Source organism: Blautia parvula (assembly GCF_020215665.1).
Lineage (GTDB): Bacteria > Bacillota > Clostridia > Lachnospirales > Lachnospiraceae > Blautia > Blautia celeris.
Window position 1 is genome coordinate 4971900 of sequence record NZ_CP084061.1, and the last position, 16061, is coordinate 4987960.

At 39.6% G+C, this 16061-nt stretch carries 18 protein-coding genes and 2 pseudogenes; 13 read left to right on the forward strand and 7 right to left on the reverse strand.

What is annotated here, in order from left to right; genetic code table 11:
* Positions 1-10: 10 nt before the first annotated feature.
* Positions 11-1240, reverse strand: a complete 1230-nt coding sequence (locus LC508_RS22765) for an Rcat domain-containing protein (RefSeq protein WP_103731064.1) — start codon at positions 1238-1240, stop codon at positions 11-13.
* Positions 1241-1262: 22 nt separating this feature from the next.
* Positions 1263-2180, reverse strand: coding sequence for an SDR family NAD(P)-dependent oxidoreductase (locus LC508_RS22770; RefSeq protein WP_054350600.1), 918 nt, complete (start codon positions 2178-2180; stop codon positions 1263-1265).
* Positions 2181-2389: 209 nt separating this feature from the next.
* Between LC508_RS22770 and LC508_RS22775 the strand changes: the two genes are divergently transcribed.
* The gene (locus tag LC508_RS22775; protein ID WP_118593875.1) at positions 2390-3928 is read left to right on the forward strand and encodes a PucR family transcriptional regulator; all 1539 of its coding nucleotides are present in this window, start codon (positions 2390-2392) and stop codon (positions 3926-3928) included.
* A gap of 60 nt (positions 3929-3988) precedes the next feature.
* Here LC508_RS22775 and LC508_RS22780 read toward each other — a convergent pair whose 3' ends face one another.
* Both LC508_RS22780 and LC508_RS28650 read right to left on the reverse strand, forming a co-directional pair.
* The gene (locus LC508_RS22780; RefSeq protein ID WP_054350603.1) at positions 3989-4204 is read right to left on the reverse strand and encodes a hypothetical protein; all 216 of its coding nucleotides are present in this window, start codon (positions 4202-4204) and stop codon (positions 3989-3991) included.
* A gap of 330 nt (positions 4205-4534) precedes the next feature.
* A pseudogene (locus LC508_RS28650) lies at positions 4535-4747 on the reverse strand (PfkB family carbohydrate kinase); the annotation flags it as partial.
* Between LC508_RS28650 and LC508_RS28655 the strand changes: the two are divergent.
* From LC508_RS28655 to LC508_RS22835, 10 genes and pseudogenes are all read left to right on the forward strand, one after another.
* On the forward strand, positions 4742-5065 hold the full coding sequence (locus tag LC508_RS28655) for an RraA family protein (protein ID WP_054350605.1): 324 nt from the start codon (positions 4742-4744) through the stop codon (positions 5063-5065). The pseudogene LC508_RS28650 and the gene LC508_RS28655 sit on opposite strands and share 6 nt — an antisense overlap.
* Before the next feature lie 3 nt (positions 5066-5068).
* On the forward strand, positions 5069-5362 hold the full coding sequence (locus tag LC508_RS22795) for an RraA family protein (protein ID WP_103733161.1): 294 nt from the start codon (positions 5069-5071) through the stop codon (positions 5360-5362).
* A 15-nt stretch (positions 5363-5377) separates the two neighbouring features.
* On the forward strand, positions 5378-5686 hold the full coding sequence (locus LC508_RS22800) for a hypothetical protein (protein WP_054350607.1): 309 nt from the start codon (positions 5378-5380) through the stop codon (positions 5684-5686).
* A 127-nt stretch (positions 5687-5813) separates the two neighbouring features.
* Positions 5814-6200: pseudogene (locus LC508_RS22805) on the forward strand (NAD(P)-dependent oxidoreductase); the annotation flags it as partial.
* 871 nt (positions 6201-7071) lie between these two features.
* The gene (locus LC508_RS22810) at positions 7072-7542 is read left to right on the forward strand and encodes an RNA polymerase sigma factor (protein ID WP_118593874.1); all 471 of its coding nucleotides are present in this window, start codon (positions 7072-7074) and stop codon (positions 7540-7542) included.
* 537 nt (positions 7543-8079) lie between these two features.
* Positions 8080-8427, forward strand: a complete 348-nt coding sequence (locus LC508_RS22815; protein WP_330425186.1) for a type II toxin-antitoxin system PemK/MazF family toxin — start codon at positions 8080-8082, stop codon at positions 8425-8427.
* 99 nt (positions 8428-8526) lie between these two features.
* Positions 8527-8715 carry a hypothetical protein gene (locus LC508_RS22820; RefSeq protein ID WP_054350611.1) on the forward strand — a complete coding sequence of 63 codons (189 nt, stop codon included), beginning with the start codon at positions 8527-8529 and terminating at the stop codon, positions 8713-8715.
* A 9-nt stretch (positions 8716-8724) separates the two neighbouring features.
* Positions 8725-9798 carry a site-specific integrase gene (locus tag LC508_RS22825; RefSeq protein WP_054350612.1) on the forward strand — a complete coding sequence of 358 codons (1074 nt, stop codon included), beginning with the start codon at positions 8725-8727 and terminating at the stop codon, positions 9796-9798.
* A 1-nt stretch (position 9799) separates the two neighbouring features.
* On the forward strand, positions 9800-10141 hold the full coding sequence (locus tag LC508_RS22830) for a plasmid mobilization protein (RefSeq protein WP_103733203.1): 342 nt from the start codon (positions 9800-9802) through the stop codon (positions 10139-10141).
* A 389-nt stretch (positions 10142-10530) separates the two neighbouring features.
* Positions 10531-11289 carry a PBECR4 domain-containing protein gene (locus tag LC508_RS22835; RefSeq protein ID WP_054350614.1) on the forward strand — a complete coding sequence of 253 codons (759 nt, stop codon included), beginning with the start codon at positions 10531-10533 and terminating at the stop codon, positions 11287-11289.
* 390 nt (positions 11290-11679) lie between these two features.
* Here LC508_RS22835 and LC508_RS22840 read toward each other — a convergent pair whose 3' ends face one another.
* From LC508_RS22840 to LC508_RS22850, 3 genes are all read right to left on the reverse strand, one after another.
* The gene (locus LC508_RS22840; protein ID WP_054350615.1) at positions 11680-12876 is read right to left on the reverse strand and encodes an IS256 family transposase; all 1197 of its coding nucleotides are present in this window, start codon (positions 12874-12876) and stop codon (positions 11680-11682) included.
* Positions 12877-12950: 74 nt separating this feature from the next.
* Entirely contained in the window at positions 12951-13970 is a 1020-nt protein-coding gene (locus tag LC508_RS22845) for a hypothetical protein (protein WP_054350616.1), read from the reverse strand.
* Between the two features lie 310 nt (positions 13971-14280).
* Entirely contained in the window at positions 14281-14448 is a 168-nt protein-coding gene (locus LC508_RS22850; RefSeq protein ID WP_158587255.1) for a hypothetical protein, read from the reverse strand.
* A 509-nt stretch (positions 14449-14957) separates the two neighbouring features.
* Between LC508_RS22850 and LC508_RS22855 the strand changes: the two genes are divergently transcribed.
* Both LC508_RS22855 and LC508_RS22860 read left to right on the forward strand, forming a co-directional pair.
* On the forward strand, positions 14958-15371 hold the full coding sequence (locus tag LC508_RS22855) for a hypothetical protein (protein WP_054350617.1): 414 nt from the start codon (positions 14958-14960) through the stop codon (positions 15369-15371).
* A 192-nt stretch (positions 15372-15563) separates the two neighbouring features.
* The gene (locus LC508_RS22860) at positions 15564-15785 is read left to right on the forward strand and encodes a hypothetical protein (protein ID WP_052098772.1); all 222 of its coding nucleotides are present in this window, start codon (positions 15564-15566) and stop codon (positions 15783-15785) included.
* Positions 15786-16061 lie beyond the last annotated feature (276 nt).

Consider the following 16061-nt stretch of genomic DNA (forward strand, 5'->3'; position numbering starts at 1 on the left):
TTCCCCCTTTCTACATGAATTTGTCAATTTTTTTTGCGATTTTAATGCGCATCTTTCTCTCCGGAGATTTTTCTTCCCATAAAGACCACTGTGCATTGACCAGGGTTTTCACCATCCCCTGCCACATCCACAGGTGGATTTCCGGCATGTCTTTTGTAGCGGTGATCTCCAGTCCGCTTCTCTCTATGATAAGGACCACTTCGTCTTTATTAAAAGATTCTACATCATATTCACATACCAGAGACTGCAGCAGCATTTCAATCAGGGCGCCCATCACACGGGCGTCTTCACCGAAAGAAGAAGGGACACCGAGCCAGTCCCTGCAGGCTTTGATGGCATAACGCTCGCCAAACATAGCTTTGCCGGCAGCTTCAAGTACGCACTTCAGGATATGATCCGCCTGATGCCTTGTCACATAACCGCGTTTAACGGTCTCAGCAATGGCCGGAAGGATATAAAGGGATGCCCCGGTACTCATATTGATCATTTGATTACTGGAATCCGTCTCATTATTTGTACCGTTTACAAAATGGTAATTGCATTCTTCCCGAAACATCATGGACTCATCTATACAATCCTTCTCCTCCGTATACTTTTTCATGTCATCTGTCACGGCAGGACCAAAACTTTCCCACAGCTTGTGCGGCAAAGCCGGATATTTTTCTCTTGATTCTGCTATGATACGGCAGTGCCGGTCTCCGCAGCCTTTTGCCTCCACCATCATATAATCTATTTCGGGTCCTTTTCTCCTACGTTCTGCAGATGCCTTTGCCTGTCCCTGTAAAGACATGGTAGTAGTCCTGCATAATTCAGAACCGCAGATATCCCAATCACAGACATCGAGTTCCTTCTCCGCACGATATGTACCAAAATCCTGGCATCTGCCGCACATCAGAAGAGCATCGTCACCCTTATCTCCGATCAGTGCCCCCGCATACTGCCCGCACATAAATGGATGGATTCCAAAACCGTCATCATCACCATAATATTTACCTGTTGTGTAAAGTCTTTCAAATGCCTCTTCACACATCATCTGGGCACGCTCTTCATAGTCCGGGACAATGATCCTGAGTGCCTGTATCGTAGCTGCACTCAGTACAGATTCAAACCTACTCGCATAATGAAGCGCCTCCTGATAGGAATAAATCTTATTCCATGGGGAGCGGATTCCATAATAATTCTTAAAATTTGCACCTTCACCGCTGTTTTGCGGAATTCTTTCATCTATTTTTTTACCCATAGCCATTTCCTTTCTGTAAATGTCAGTCAGTCACTTCCGGATATTGTTCAATAGCTGCCTGATATTTTACAATATTGTGGGACATACCGGCATCAGCTACCACGATTTCACCAGTCATGCCGTCAGACATGGGCGTGCTCATGGCATAAGCAACGATGGCAACTGTGTCAACCGGCTGAGTCCCGTCATTTTGCCATACCATCAGTTCATCATAAAACTCGTCCTGTTTTTCTTCGGAAAGTCCGTCCGCACACATGTTTGCAGATGCCCCTGAAGTCACCATACCACCCGGTGCTACTGCATTTACCATGATACCAAACCGCTTTAGTTCTTTGGCAGCCTCGATCGCCAGGGAATTCACACCGCCTTTTGATGCGGTATAATGTGGATATCCTCCGAATACCGGGTATGGAAGCCATGCCGCATTCGAGGAGATCAATGTAATCTTACCCTGAATTTTATGGCTGATCATATATTTGCTCACATGCTTGATCCCAAGGAAGGCGCCGCTGATATTCGTATCCACGACACGGCGGAACTCTTCTGCCGGAAGGTCGTAAATATGTGCATAGCTCCATACAGCTGCACTATTTACATAAATATCAATTGATCCAAATGTTTCGTCTGCTGTCCGGACCAGATTCTCCATATCTTCTTCAGCCGCTACGTTTGTCCTGCAGAATATCACACGGTCTGCATCGTATCCTGCCTCTGCCAGAATAGGAATGGTGTAATCTCCTTTTGTTTGAGAACTGCCGGCGATCACTACATTTGCTCCTCCCTGCAGAAGTCTCAAAGCAATATTAAAACCAAGACCTGAAGTTGCACCTGTCACTATAGCTACTTTTCCTTTTACGGAGAACATTTCTTCAAGCGGCCTTGCAATCTGAACATAATTTTTCAACATTTCGATATTCGCAGCATTCATATCAAAATCCATTGTAAAAACCCTACCTTTCTGTATGAGATTTTATCTTGCCATAGTTCCCGGGACAGGATTCTATAGAATTCATTATGGTAGATGGAGCCTATTTTTTAAATCCTGTCATTTGACCGTTTTTTTGATGCTATACCCATCATAAATAAGGGTGTCCTGTTGCTTCTTATATTTTTTAATGTATAATAAAAACAGAGAAAGAGGTGATATCTGTGAGGCTGAACGTTAATATGATCTATGAACGTTTGAAAAGAAAATATCCCGTTACCATGTATGGAGGTGAAGGGACGGAGATGGTATTGCAGTATCCGGAGCTTTTTATCGACAATACCATGCACCTTTATTCCGGCCACGTCTATCTGGCCACGGTGGAGCATCTCCCTCAAAGGCCGGTGATCGAAAAAGATGTTATTTTGATCTGCATTGGTGAAAATGTACGACTGTCCTATTATAAGGAACATGCTTCTGTACTTCTGATCAAAAAAAAGGTGGATTTTTTCCAGGTATATAAGTCTGTTCAGAATATTTATGAGTTGTTTTATGAATGGGAAAGTCGTTTGCTGGCACTTTTTATGGGATCATCAGATATTCAGGATGTTCTGGAGTGTTCTTACCCTGTCTTTGAATGCCCTATGTATGTCCTGGACGATTCTTTTCAATTTGCAGCATCCGTCTGTCCGACTAAGAACAGCAGACAAAACCTGGAAAATCAGACCAAAGAAACGTTGGAGTTTCAATTGTTTCTTGATTTTCTGAAAGAGAATGAGCCGGATATGGACAGCCATGGTGCCTTTCTGCTCAAATTCGATGCCGGAAATTTTCTTTGTGTCAATCTTTTTAACGCGAATGACCATTACATAGGCTGTCTTTATATTGACCAGAGTGATCACACTTATATAAATGGAGAAGACTGGCTTGCGGAATATCTTGCAAACATTATTCAGCGCGTAGCGGAAGCTGCGCCATCCCTTCTGCAGAATGAACACAGTTCGCTCAGAGAAATCCTGCAGCTTATAATGAATGAAATGCCCCTCAGTCAAAATCAGCGGATCCTTCTGAAATACTTCAATCATAAACGGAAGTATGTCAGTATTTCTATCCACAGTCTGAAGCATTTTTCGTCCCTTCCGGTGCGTTATATCTGTTCGGCGCTGGAGTCGGAACTTCCTGAAAGTATCTTGTTCGAGCAGGACAATACTATCTTTGGACTGATTCCTTTGGATATCTTTTCCATAGAAGATTCTGCCTCAAAAGAGCTGGATAGGATCATATCTCCTCTCATTTTGGAGATGCATCTGTGTGCAGGACAGAGCAATCCCTTCACGGATCTGTATATGTTGCGCACCTACTATTTACAGGCTGAGGCGGCCATTGAAAATGGAAGGCTTTATAAACCGGAACAAAATCTGTACTGTTTTTCTGAATTTACACTGCATGAGATGATTGCAAATTCGCTTGGCGGATTTCCAATCGAAGTATATTTTCCTCAGGGATTTGACAGTCTGCTGACACATGATTCCAACGGAGGCGTTTCTTATCTGGAGACACTGTCCGCCTTCCTGGAAGAGAACATGTCCTACGCAGCCACCGCTCGGAGGCTGTATATCCATCGTAGTACGCTGATCGAAAGGATTGGACGTATCGAAAGTGAGCTTTCTCTGAATTTGAACAACTCGGATCACAGGCTTCTGCTGCAGATCCTCTTAAAAGCACTCTGTCTTGAAAAATGGCTGGAAAAACAGCCTGTGTAATGACGTGAAAAGGGCATTTATTTCGTACCTTGCACAAAATAAATGCCCTTTTTTGCTGATCTACCTCGAACAGGCTTTCAGATCTGCATCAATTTCATCAGAATGCTTGGCTGTTTCCGCAGACTCCGGATAGCTGAGCAGTTTACGGTAGGTAAGCGCACCGACAAGTTTCATGCGGGGGTCCTTTGATGAACCCGGCGCCCATTTTTCCATTACTGCCTTTCCCTCTTCTGATCTCATAATATCCCTGATTTTTGAATCCAATGAAAGTGCCATAATATACCTCCTGAATAATATTTTTAAATTCTGTCCCAAGAACTTATTGGTATTATTATATCTGGAAACAGCTTCCGTTGAAACCCGACGAAAAACAGTTTTTTACTGCCTTAAAGCATCTCTTTTGTAGGGGAAAACGCCCAATATGACCATCACCCTGACAGCAGGCGGCCTGGCCGGATATGGTACTGTGTGGGGACTGCAAAAATTTGCGGGGCTGCGTATAGCACTTTCAGTTCCCGGCTATGGAGTACGGGTGATAAGAATGGATTTAATGAAGCAGAAATCCCCAATCAAAGCTACGGCTTCATTGGGGATTCTTTTATCGTTTTATCTTTGCACGCGGCCGCTTGCGTTGCCGCCTGCCAGAGAAGTGACTTCATCCACAGTGACCAGGTTAAAGTCATGCTCGATGGTATGTTTCATACAAGAGGCAGCCACCGCGTATTCTACGGCATCCTGAGAGGAGTACCCGGAGATCAGAGCGTAGATCAGCCCTCCGCCAAAGCTGTCACCGCCGCCGACGCGGTCTACGATATGGATAAATATTATACAGACGCTTCCACCCACTGTACTAACAGAGAAGTTGGGGCAAGATGCGGTTTTGTAGTGACCATGCGAGTAGGAGTTCCGGTTCCGGAATTTGAGGCACCCGACCGTTTTGAACTGCTTCGTTTGATTGATGCCAGCCCTAAGCCGGTCACACTGGTCATCCAGGTAGATGAACCGGAAGCAATGCACCTTTCAGACAGTAATTTTGGCGGACAGTATGGCCGTGTATGCAACATATGCGGAGTACAAAACGTTATCTGTGATGGGGCAGTCCGTGACGTGGAAGAATTGGAAGGATATGGAATTTAGCTTATGATCCCAGGGACCGTAGCATCAACTGCTCCCTCTATGATCTATGAATTGAATGGAAAAGTGGAAGTGGCCGGAATGGAAGTTGAGCCGGGTGAGTTGGTACATATGGACCGGGATGGCGCGGTAAAATTCAAAGCAGAAATGCTGGAAGAGCTTCTGGAAATTTGCAGAGCTGAGAAGTGGGCGGAAGACGAGACAAACAAAGTGATCGAAATGGCAGAGACAGTAGACGAATGTATCCATGCGTATGAGATTTGCCATTTAAGATGTAATCCTCAGAAAGAGGAAGATTAAAGAGAGGTTTTTCCTATGAAGCATGAGCCATATGCCTATACAAAAAAGAGCGATTTCCTGGCAGATGCAGCGCGGCTGAGACGGGGCCTGCTTTTTCTGGAAGATCGTTCCGTATTAAACAGGACGCTTGAGGTAAATGGAAAAACAATCCCTAACCGTCTGCTGGCACAGCCCATTGAGGGCGGGGATGCTCTGGTATCAGGAGCTCCCAGTGAGCGTACCGTAAAACGTTACTGTGAGCTTGCTGCAGGCGGAAGCGGTGTGATCTGGATGGAATCCATATCTGTCAATCAGGAAGGCAAATCCGTACCGCGTCAGATGTAGATGCGTCAGGAAACTGAAGATGCATTTTCCAAACTGGTCTCCAAAATCCATGAAACAAAGAAAGATACCTTTGTTATAGCCCAGCTGACGCATTCCGGGAGAAACAGTATCCGGATGGAAAAAAACTGCAGATCTGGATGAGCTGCTGGCAGAATCCGATGTCATTGCTCTTCACTGTCCCCTGTTTCCCACAACAGAGGGAATCATCAATCAGGTTAATATTGCGAAAATGAAGGACGGTGTGATCATCCTGAATAATTCCAGAGGACCGCTTGTTGTGGAGCAGGATCTGGCAGACGCGCTGAATTCCGGGAAGGTTGCGGCGGCAGGGCTGGATGTAGTATCCACAGAGCCGATCAAAGGGGATAATCCATTATTAAAAGCAAAGAACTGCTTTATCACGCCGCACATTTCATGGGCGCCAAAAGAATCAAGAAAACGTCTTTTAGACATTGCTGTTCATAATCTGAAAGCATTTGCAGAGGGAAATACTGTAAATGTGGTTAATAAGTAAATAGATATTCATCCGATAAAAGTGTTGGAGGGCTGCGTAATGATTGCTGCGCAGCCTTTCTTTTGCTTTGGGGTGTTGAATAGCGGATACATTATCATAATTTGTTTTTAAGGTGTTACGGCAATATAATCCGTGAAGGCACAGGGGAATATGCAAATCTCTGCTATAGATGTGTATTATTTATGAGTATCATTCCTGTAGTTATGTAGAAACTCTGATTCTTGAAATGGTAGGTATTGGTGCTGATGATATAAACACATCGTAAGGCGCCTGCAACCATCATTTGCGTAAATTCAAATGAAAAGCAGATTACTTTTTGTGACGGATTTTATAATACGACTGTGGTGGTTATATTGCAACTAAAGGTTTGGTTTTTACATATTTGATCTTTATGAAGATAAACGATAACAGATAATTATATTTTAGGTATGATATCCTAATAAAATGAGAGGTAGATATCCCGATTTTAGTGAAAAATGTTATACTATATTTGGTTTGTGGTAGTTTTTGGCACCCTATAGTTTATGAAATTTTGTAATATGCAGTTTTTAAGGCAAAAGATATGTTTGAAAATAGGGATTGGTTTCAAATATTGTATTGTTTGTTTTGCGATTACAGGTATTTCGTAAATATATGTTGGAAGGACTTCTTTGATGATCAGCTAAAAAAAGCTTTGTATTATTAGTAGATAAGTTCGGGCTTCAAGATGTAGAATTTTGTCGTAATTTATCCCCTGGGCTTTATGTAAGAAAAGTACAGCAGATTGTAAAAATCTGTCTGTGCTTTTTTTATTGGCAGAAAAGTTTTTATGATTCCAGAGCCCCTCCCTCTGATTTGAATTTCAAAAAAATTCAGATCGGAGGAAAGGGTTTTGGAAGATACGTTAAGAATATATTCATTTTATGAAAAACAACAGGATGGAGAAACGAAATACTATGTTTCTTTTAAGGACGGCCAGGGCATATACCAGGAAGCTGAGGTCACTGCAGAGGTTTTTGAAGAGATGCAGAATCTTATGCGGAAAGAACGGAATTACATACGTTCTGATGAGCGGCATCTGGAACAGTTAGAATTATCAGAAGAAATGAAGCACAGACGGGCGGTACATTCTGAGATCAGCATGGAAGAGCAGATATTGTCTAAGCTGCGGATGGAGGAACTTAAGGATGCCATAGATGGACTGCCGTCCATACAGAGAAGAAGATTTCTGCTTCGGTACGAGATGGATATGACGTATGAGCAGATCGCCAGGGTGGAAGGCTGTACAAGCCGTGCCGTACAGCACAGCGTGGACACTGCCAGAAAGAAAATACAAAAAAAATTAAAAAAGTTTGAAAAGTAGGCTTCGTTTTTGGCCTCTCAGTGTGGAAATAGGTAAGAGAGGGAAATCTCTTGCCTATTTTCCTTCAAGTAAAGGGATATTTTAAAGTGTCAGGTTTATAGAAGTGAAAAAATAGGATGTACCTTGAAAATTTAATATTCGTCCATCAATCACATTTCCATTGTCAATCTGTTAAATGTGAGCCGTTCTGAGACCACGCCAGGACTTGCCATTATATTTTAGTGAGAAGCTGTATTTCACTAAATATAGGTAAAGAGCGATAACCGGTATTCGGATATGATCAGGTGCAACCTGATAAGGCCATGACCAGCAATGGTGATAATGATACTCCTGTCCAGTCATAGTCCGAGCGTTAAGAGCGTCCCCGGCAATGAGGACGGCAGCCAGAGAACCTGGCTGGGGCCGAAAGACCCGTGGAGCTGATTCGCAGTCAGCCGATTGATGGATTATATTGAAAGTATGCATTGATAGCTTTAAAGTCAAGAAAAACAAAGCTGTTTCTTCATATTTACATACATATCAAAGGGGGAGATGACAATGGGGCAGATTAGGCGTGGTGATATTTTTTATGCCAATCTGGAGCCTGTAGTTGGTTCGGAACAAGGCGGCGTGAGACCGGTGGTTGTGATCCAAAATAATACAGGGAACCAATTCAGTTCTACAGTTATTGTGGCTGCCATTACAGCCAGAAAAAAAGTGAGAATGCCTACCCATGTGCAGGTTTATGGAATCGCATTGTTAAAACAAGATTCTGTTGTCCTTCTGGAACAAATCCGTACTTTAGATAGAAAACGGTTTTTAAAATATATTGGCAGGATTACACCAATGACACAGAGGAAAATAGACAAAGCACTTGCGATAAGTGTGGGAATTGGCTGCGCATGATGTAAATGTCAAGTATAGAATATTTTAAGCGGTAGATTTTACAAAAGAGGGGTTAAGGGATAAAGTGATGCTAAGCCCCTTAAAGGAGGGGGGATTTCCATGGAAAATTCAATATTTGTGACAGCAGATCAAGTTGCATCTGATTTGGGAGTTTCCAAGCCATATGCATACAAACTGATCAAACAGATGAATGATGAGCTAAGTAAAAAGGGATATCTCACAGTTGCTGGCAGGGTAAGCAGGAAATATTATGAAGAACGATTTTATGGTTTGAAATTGGGATGTTAGGAGGTACTTATGGCAGCCTATAAAGACACAGAAAGAAATACCTGGTATGTTGCATTTTATTATAGGGATTGGAAAGGAGTCAATAGAAAAAAGAAAAAGCGTGGGTTCAGGACAAAGAAAGAGGCACTTGAATGGGAACAAAAATTCAAACAACGACAGGCCCCTTCATTAGATATGCTTTTTTCTGACTTTATAGAGGTGTATGGTGAGGATATGAAACCCAGACTCAAATACAATACCTGGTTAACAAAAGAACATATCATCAAAACAAAATTGATACCTTATTTTGGACAGAAAAAAATGAATGAAATCAAAGCCACGGATATTATCAGATGGCAGAATACACTTATGGAATTTCGTGATGAAAATGGAATAGGATATTCAAAGCCTTATTTGAGAACGATACAGGCACAATTGAGTGCAATATTTAATCATGCTATCCGGTTATATGAATTACAGTCCAATCCTGTTCATAAAGCGGGAGGTATGGGAGGAGAGCGTCAGAAAAAAATCACTGTTTGGACGAAAGAAGAATATATGAAATTTTCTGAAGCAGTATGGGACAAGCCACAATCATTCTATGCATTTGAGATTCTGTATTGGGCAGGCCTGCGTGTAGGTGAATTATTAGCGCTGACGGCCAATGATATTGACTTTGAGCATAAAAGAATCAGTGTCAGCAAGTCATATCAACGTTTGCAGGGTGAAGACTATCTTACAGGACCAAAAACAGTAAGGGGTAATAGAATTGTTGATATCCCGGATTTTTTATGTGAGGAGTTACGTGAATATCTGGGGATGCTTTATGGTTATATGCCGGATCAGAGGATTTTCCAAATTACGAAAAGTTATCTTCATCATGAATTGGAACGTGGTGCGAAGTCGGCGGGGGTAAAGCGTATCAGAGTCCATGATCTGAGACATTCACATGTGTCAATGTTGATTGACATGGGTTTTACACCTGTTGCAATTGCAGAGAGAATGGGACATGAGAATATTGATATTACTATGCATTACGCTCATATGTTCCCAACAGCTCAGAAGGAAATGGCTGCAAAATTAAATCAGGAGAAGGTTGGATAAAATGTATAAGATACAGAAGAAAAAAGCAGTTAAGAAAAAGAAGAATGAACATAACCGCAAACGGGATATAATAGTCAACTTTCGGATGTCTCCAATGGAAAGGGCAGAGCTGGACGAAAGAGTGAGATTAAGCGGCAGAAAAAAACAGGATTATATGATACAAAGCAGTCTGTATCAGAAACTGGTAGTGGTCGGTGATCAACGAATGTTTCTAAGCCTTCAGGAGAGTTTGACAGAAATTGAAAAAGAGTTAAAAAGGGTAGTTTCTGCAGATTCCGTGGATATGGAAAAGATTGCTGCACTTAGGACGGTGGCTGAGATTATTCATGGGCTTTGTGTGTAGGTTGATTAGTAAGTGGATGAATAGATATTATTTGGATATTGATAATCATGAAGTGGCTTTATTGTTATAAGTGAATATGAGGTTTGGATTGGCAATTTTAAAAAGAAAACATAGCAGATACAGCCCTCTGTAAAATGCTTGTAAACTGCAAAAATGAGGAAAATTCGGGGGAATTTGATGGTATTTCATTGACTTTTTGCATATAATATTTTATACTAAAGACAAGAAAAGAATCACTAATTTTTGTGATAAAACGTAATATACAGGCTCACTAGCTGAGGGAATCGTAATGGCCGATCCGGGCACTCCCCTGTTAAAAAAATAATCGTGAACGATAGCCATTAGCAAAAGCTCCTGTTAAGGGGCTTTTGTTCATTACAGGAGAAAAAATGAATATAACTGACATACAAAGGTGTGCCCGCTATTATCAGAAGAACTATTTGGAGACATTTTACATAGTAAGCACATATCATGGAAAAAGTTTCATTTTAATCGGAGAGAAAGAAAATTTTCCACATTTAATGGGAATCTCGAAGTCAACGTATCGTTCTAATGGATACCGCTCACCTAATACTTTATATCGCGATATTATAGGAGGGCATGCTATTTCAACAAGAATTATTCCAAACAATATTTCCAGTACTTCAAAAATGTATCGGAAAGTAGAAAATTTTGAACATTCAACAGACATATTTTGGAATAACAGAGGCCCTTTAGCCATTAATTATAATGATACATTGAGTAGTAAGAGATTGAGTAATGTCGATATTTTGCTGTCGGATTTTAATTCAGGGTATATGCTTGGGTGGATATGCAATAAGAGCATACCTGTTAATGCAGAAATTCATCTGACAAAATATTGTATATCAAGTTGGATGGATGAGAGTACAGGTACTCAGCAGAAAAAGGAAAAATATATGCCCTCTCAGGATATAGATTTGATTAGACATGTTTTTGCATTTGATAAAAACTCAGATTTGATTAGGCAGAAAGAATATAAATATTCTACCAAAGATAAAAAAGAAATATTGAAAATTATTGAACGTAATAATAGTAATCTACTGGTAGACAAAAATAATGAGCGTTTTTACAAAAGTATTGCACAGGATGAAGGTATTCATTGCAAAATCAATGGAGTTCAATATTAAAAAATATAGTGCTTATATAAATTGTTTCTGTCGAAGAAGAAAAAATGGATAATAGGTGCATGGTACTATTTTGGTACTAAACCGGTTTAAGAAGTAATATAACATAGAAAAATCATATAATATGAATATCAAAACAAAAGGAAAATTGCTGAAATACCTCGATTGCAGATTTCCTTTGAGGAATTCGAATAGTAAACAGAAAGCCGTGAGGCCGCATAAACAGCGGGTTTCACGGCTTTAACTATAGGTCGTGGTACTATTTTGGTACTATTATAATAATCAGAATATTTAGTGCTTTATTTTGTGAATAAAGAAATCATTTTTTATTGTATCATTTGATCGTGTCAATTATTTTTCGCAAATTAATTTTTGCCGTCTGGTTGCCGGTAGTTATCCGGCTATGATATCAGACCCTTCCTGGATATCCATTTCATACAGATGATCCATATTCATATAGCGTTTTACACCCCACTGGGTGCCTGCTACATGACGGAGTCTGGCACATACGAGCATTAAAGCACTCTGCCCATCCGGGAAGGCACCGATCGCTTTTGTTCGTCTCTTGATTTCACGGTTGAGACGCTCAATTGTATTATTGGTACGGATTCGACTCCAGTGCTGGCTGGGGAAATCCATATATGTAAGTGTTTCATCAATACCGTCTTCCAGTTTCTTGGCAGCGGCGGAAAGCTTCCTTTCACTGAGTTTTTGGGCTGCCTGAGCAGCTTTTTCACGGGCAGCTGATTTACATTCCTGTGAATGAATTGCCTTTAACATCATGGCTGCTTCCTTCATACATTTGCGTGGTGTTGCAGAGAAGATGTTGCGGTAGAAATGTACAGTACAACGCTGATATTTTTCATCAGGAAACACTTCGGGTATTGTTTCAAGCATACCAGGGCATTTATCACCTATGATGAGGCGTACACCATTTAAACCACGCTCTTTGAGCCAGATAAAGAAGGAACGCCAACTCTTTTTATCTTCCTTCATGCCCTCGGCTGCGCCAATAATTTCACGGCAACCGTCCTGATTAACGCCGATTGCAACAAGGATGGAGACGTTTTGAACCTCACCGCCCCAGCTGCGTTTCAGGTATACACCATCCACATAAACATAGGGATATTCCCCTGTCAGTGGTCTTGTACGCCAAGTATCAATGTGTTCATAGGCCGTTTTGTCAAGGTTACTGATGGTTCCGGGAGACACTTTGGTTCCCCACAGAGCTTTTGTGATATCCTCAACACGGCGAACAGAAACACCGGCAAGGTACATCTCGCTAAGGGCTTCTTCAACAGAGCATTCTCTGCGGCGATACCGTTCGATAATAGCAGTTTCAAACTGAACACCTTTTAGTTTAGGAACATTTAGGGTGACATCCCCAGCAGTGGTCTGGAAGTTACGGTTGTAATGGCCGGAACGGTACCCCTTACGATTACCAGGACGCTCATACTTCTCAGCATTTACTAATTCTTCTGTTTCATGATCAGGCAGGGCATTGAGAGTTTCCTCAACACTGGAGCGGACTAAATCTCGTAAATCGTGCTTTATCAAATCCTCGTTGAGTTGTATAATGTTATCAGACATGTTTTATAGCCTCCTTTGTGATATTTTTGTGTGGTAACTTAATTCTACCAAACGGCTATAGAACATGTCTATTTTTATAAAGAGGTTCTTCTTAGCGTTGCAACATATTTCCTTGCTAAATGTTTATTGTGTATGTCTTTAAAGGTCTCAGTTATTTCCCCGGCTTTGACAACCGCATTTAGATTTTGATGTACCCCTATTGCGGTGCTTAATAGGGCGATGGGGGTTAGATTGTCGCCGGCAATTTGGTGTATACCAAAGGCAGTTAGGTAAATTGAGCCAAGCATATTAAAACTCTGGTGACAAAAACGTACAAAGTCTTTTTGATAACTTAGTAAGTTTTCTAACGAATAGCCATAGTTCTTCTGTTCTTTAGCTTCAATTAGATTTTTAATTTCATTTGTATATGCAGTACGTAATTGGTTGAACCCCCTAGAAGATCTCAGTTTGATAAACTTATCAATAGAGATTTTACTAATATCACATGGAAGATTTAGTTCTATATTATTTATAGCATATTTCAGTTCTTTGCCAATAGTTTTACTTAATATTTTATTATTATTTAAAATTATTTTGTTATATTTAGAAATATCGGTTATTGCTTCCATTTCGTTTGCTTCAGAAATGACTTCAGCTAAAAAGCTCATATATACAAAAGCTAAGTCTTCATGGATTTTTATTCCCTCATCACAGGGATGGGCTATTCCTTCATCAATACAATAATAATAAAAATCAGTTGAGAATTTGCCAGTATATAAAATATAATTTTGTTGTGCTTTATTTCTCCATTTGTCAGGCAGATAGTTTGCGTGTCCATAAGAAGAATTAAATTGATTAGCATATATTTTAGGATTTTTTAAATAGTTATCAAAATATTCCATTGCTTTTAATGAAGCAATATTGCCCTCCTTATAATCAGGGCAATATTCTCTTATTAAATCAGTTGAATCCATTATCTTGAGAGTTAGAGAATCAAGATAATTCTCTCTGGTATATGGTATTTGGGGGATAATAGGACGCAGATCATCTAAGTACAAGAGGGCAAATTTCAACCAGTTTATATCTTTTACTTCAAATCCGGGATAATATAACATATAAATCTCCTTATCGTTCTCTTTAACTTCTGTACATGCCTTACGCCATTATTTGTAGGGCAAAGTTTTCCGCAATCATCACATGTAAAACACCAATTCGATTTCCGCTTTAAGACCTATAAAAGGTAAATTTTTAGCCTTCAATTCTTCTTTTCTTTTTAACCATTCTCTCATAAAAACATTAACGATTCCATAATTAAAATATATCCTAACTGGTGCATGAGCAGGCCGATTATCATTAACATTACAGCGAACCGCACTATCATCAGAAGCATTAGCCTTTCACGGATTGCTTACCAACTGAAAAACATTAATCATCTCCTGTTTTCTTCAGCCATCCAGAAAAAGTAAATATAATATCTTCCGAAAAATCCGGAGTTAATCCAGTAAAGTTTATCACATTCACTTCTAAAACCTCTGCAATCTGTAAAAGCATGTCCTTTTTAGGAACTCTGTAATTCGTTTCATATTGAGCCATTCTATTATCGACCTGCTTTTTCGCCCATTATATATCATGAAATAAATATAGTAAATAAAGACTTTAATAAATTTGCAAATAAAACATTTGATATTATCAAATAGGTTATTTTATAATGCGAATGCAACTATAGATAGGCATAACCATAAATGAAAAATGGAATTGAGTATTGTTTAAGTTTTTAATTCCTTCAAAAATAAGACCATTTTTCAGTACCCCGATTTTTTCATGAAGCAACCCTGTCAACAACAGAGGAGAGGAATGATAAAAAATACCAGATACTCCTCAGAAGAAATGTTGTTAAAGAAAACTATATATCAGTAATATACTGTAGAGTGCAAAAGTACTTCGTATTTTTTTCAAAATAATAGTAAAATAAGACATAGTATGATAAAATTTATTATAACAAGCAGCAAATCAGAGTTCTGCCATCTCAAGATATTGAATTAAAAGCAATGTAGTTTAGGCTGCCCCAATTGGTCGCAGCGGTAGATAAGAAGGGAATTATAATGGAAATAAATAATAGAAAAAATCATATATCCTGTATTATAGTCTCTTTCATTACGCTTCTTTTTGCCATATGTTTTACTATGAATGTATTCTTTGGTGGTGCTGATAACCTATGTAAATTATTGGATAAAACAACTGCAATTGAGACATGGGCAATTTCAAAAGATATCGCTGCCAATGAAGATGGTGATAATACTACATATCTTAACGCTTCATATTTGAACGAAAATAATTCTTTTAATGAAACTATAACGAAGCATATATGTACAATACCCACGATTGCAGTTATCCCCAAAGGATTCAGCCTGCATCTGGTTCTTGTTATAGCTTTTCTCTTTTTCTTTTTAACCTTATTTAAGGCGTTACCGGATAAATGGACATTAGTTGATCAGAAGGTACGTTTGGACAATTGAATCAATTTCTTTCCCCTCGAACAAAGTATATATACTATCACAAGAATCCTTTACTGCAAGTGTGATAGTGTTCATAAGTCATTTTAAGATTCAAGGAATGGCTTTCTTTTTGTATGCAAACAGATGACCAATATAAATCGAATATTTATTGTGAGATTAAAGGAAAGCAGAGATTGAATTGGAGGAATGTAATTGAAAGAAAAATTATATAAATTATTTCTTGCCATAATGGTAAGCCTGTCCTTAACTTCAGGTCCCATAGCCCAAAATGAGATAGCTAAGATGCTTGAAGCTCTTTCAGGAACGAGTGATGCACAGGTCCGGGAACTGGATGAAGTAGGAAAAGAGTCCGAAGAAATAAAAAGAAAAAAATTCCAATACAAAATAATCTTCCAGTTTTTCCGTGGAAGATAAAGGAAAATCGGGTGAAGTCCAGGAACCAGGAAATTTTGGGTTCCCGGACTTTTTTATACACCATGACATTGGTATGCGATAAGCTTTTTTCATAAAGAGGTATATGATCATATGGGACGGTTCATCAGACAATCACATAAGTTGATAAAAAATGATAGAAATTTGATACAAAAGATATGTTTTATAAAGGCATGAATTGTTATACTTAAAACATGATGCAGGAGACAAAAAGTGTTATGATTTTTTTATAAGTATAAAAGCAAACATTTTAACTCA

Bases quoted from the DNA above. Each gene is read 5' to 3' on its own strand.
- LC508_RS22765 (WP_103731064.1), bottom strand. From the start codon at position 1,240: ATGGGTAAAAAAATAGATGAAAGAATTCCGCAAAACAGCGGTGAAGGT.
- LC508_RS22770 (WP_054350600.1), bottom strand. From the start codon at position 2,180: ATGGATTTTGATATGAATGCTGCGAATATCGAAATGTTGAAAAATTAT.
- LC508_RS22780 (WP_054350603.1), bottom strand. From the start codon at position 4,204: ATGGCACTTTCATTGGATTCAAAAATCAGGGATATTATGAGATCAGAA.
- LC508_RS28655 (WP_054350605.1), top strand. From the start codon at position 4,742: ATGGATAAATATTATACAGACGCTTCCACCCACTGTACTAACAGAGAA.
- LC508_RS22795 (WP_103733161.1), top strand. From the start codon at position 5,069: ATGATCCCAGGGACCGTAGCATCAACTGCTCCCTCTATGATCTATGAA.
- LC508_RS22800 (WP_054350607.1), top strand. From the start codon at position 5,378: ATGAAGCATGAGCCATATGCCTATACAAAAAAGAGCGATTTCCTGGCA.
- LC508_RS22815 (WP_330425186.1), top strand. From the start codon at position 8,080: ATGGGGCAGATTAGGCGTGGTGATATTTTTTATGCCAATCTGGAGCCT.
- LC508_RS22820 (WP_054350611.1), top strand. From the start codon at position 8,527: ATGGAAAATTCAATATTTGTGACAGCAGATCAAGTTGCATCTGATTTG.
- LC508_RS22825 (WP_054350612.1), top strand. From the start codon at position 8,725: ATGGCAGCCTATAAAGACACAGAAAGAAATACCTGGTATGTTGCATTT.
- LC508_RS22830 (WP_103733203.1), top strand. From the start codon at position 9,800: ATGTATAAGATACAGAAGAAAAAAGCAGTTAAGAAAAAGAAGAATGAA.
- LC508_RS22835 (WP_054350614.1), top strand. From the start codon at position 10,531: ATGAATATAACTGACATACAAAGGTGTGCCCGCTATTATCAGAAGAAC.
- LC508_RS22840 (WP_054350615.1), bottom strand. From the start codon at position 12,876: ATGTCTGATAACATTATACAACTCAACGAGGATTTGATAAAGCACGAT.
- LC508_RS22845 (WP_054350616.1), bottom strand. From the start codon at position 13,970: ATGTTATATTATCCCGGATTTGAAGTAAAAGATATAAACTGGTTGAAA.
- LC508_RS22850 (WP_158587255.1), bottom strand. From the start codon at position 14,448: ATGGCTCAATATGAAACGAATTACAGAGTTCCTAAAAAGGACATGCTT.
- LC508_RS22855 (WP_054350617.1), top strand. From the start codon at position 14,958: ATGGAAATAAATAATAGAAAAAATCATATATCCTGTATTATAGTCTCT.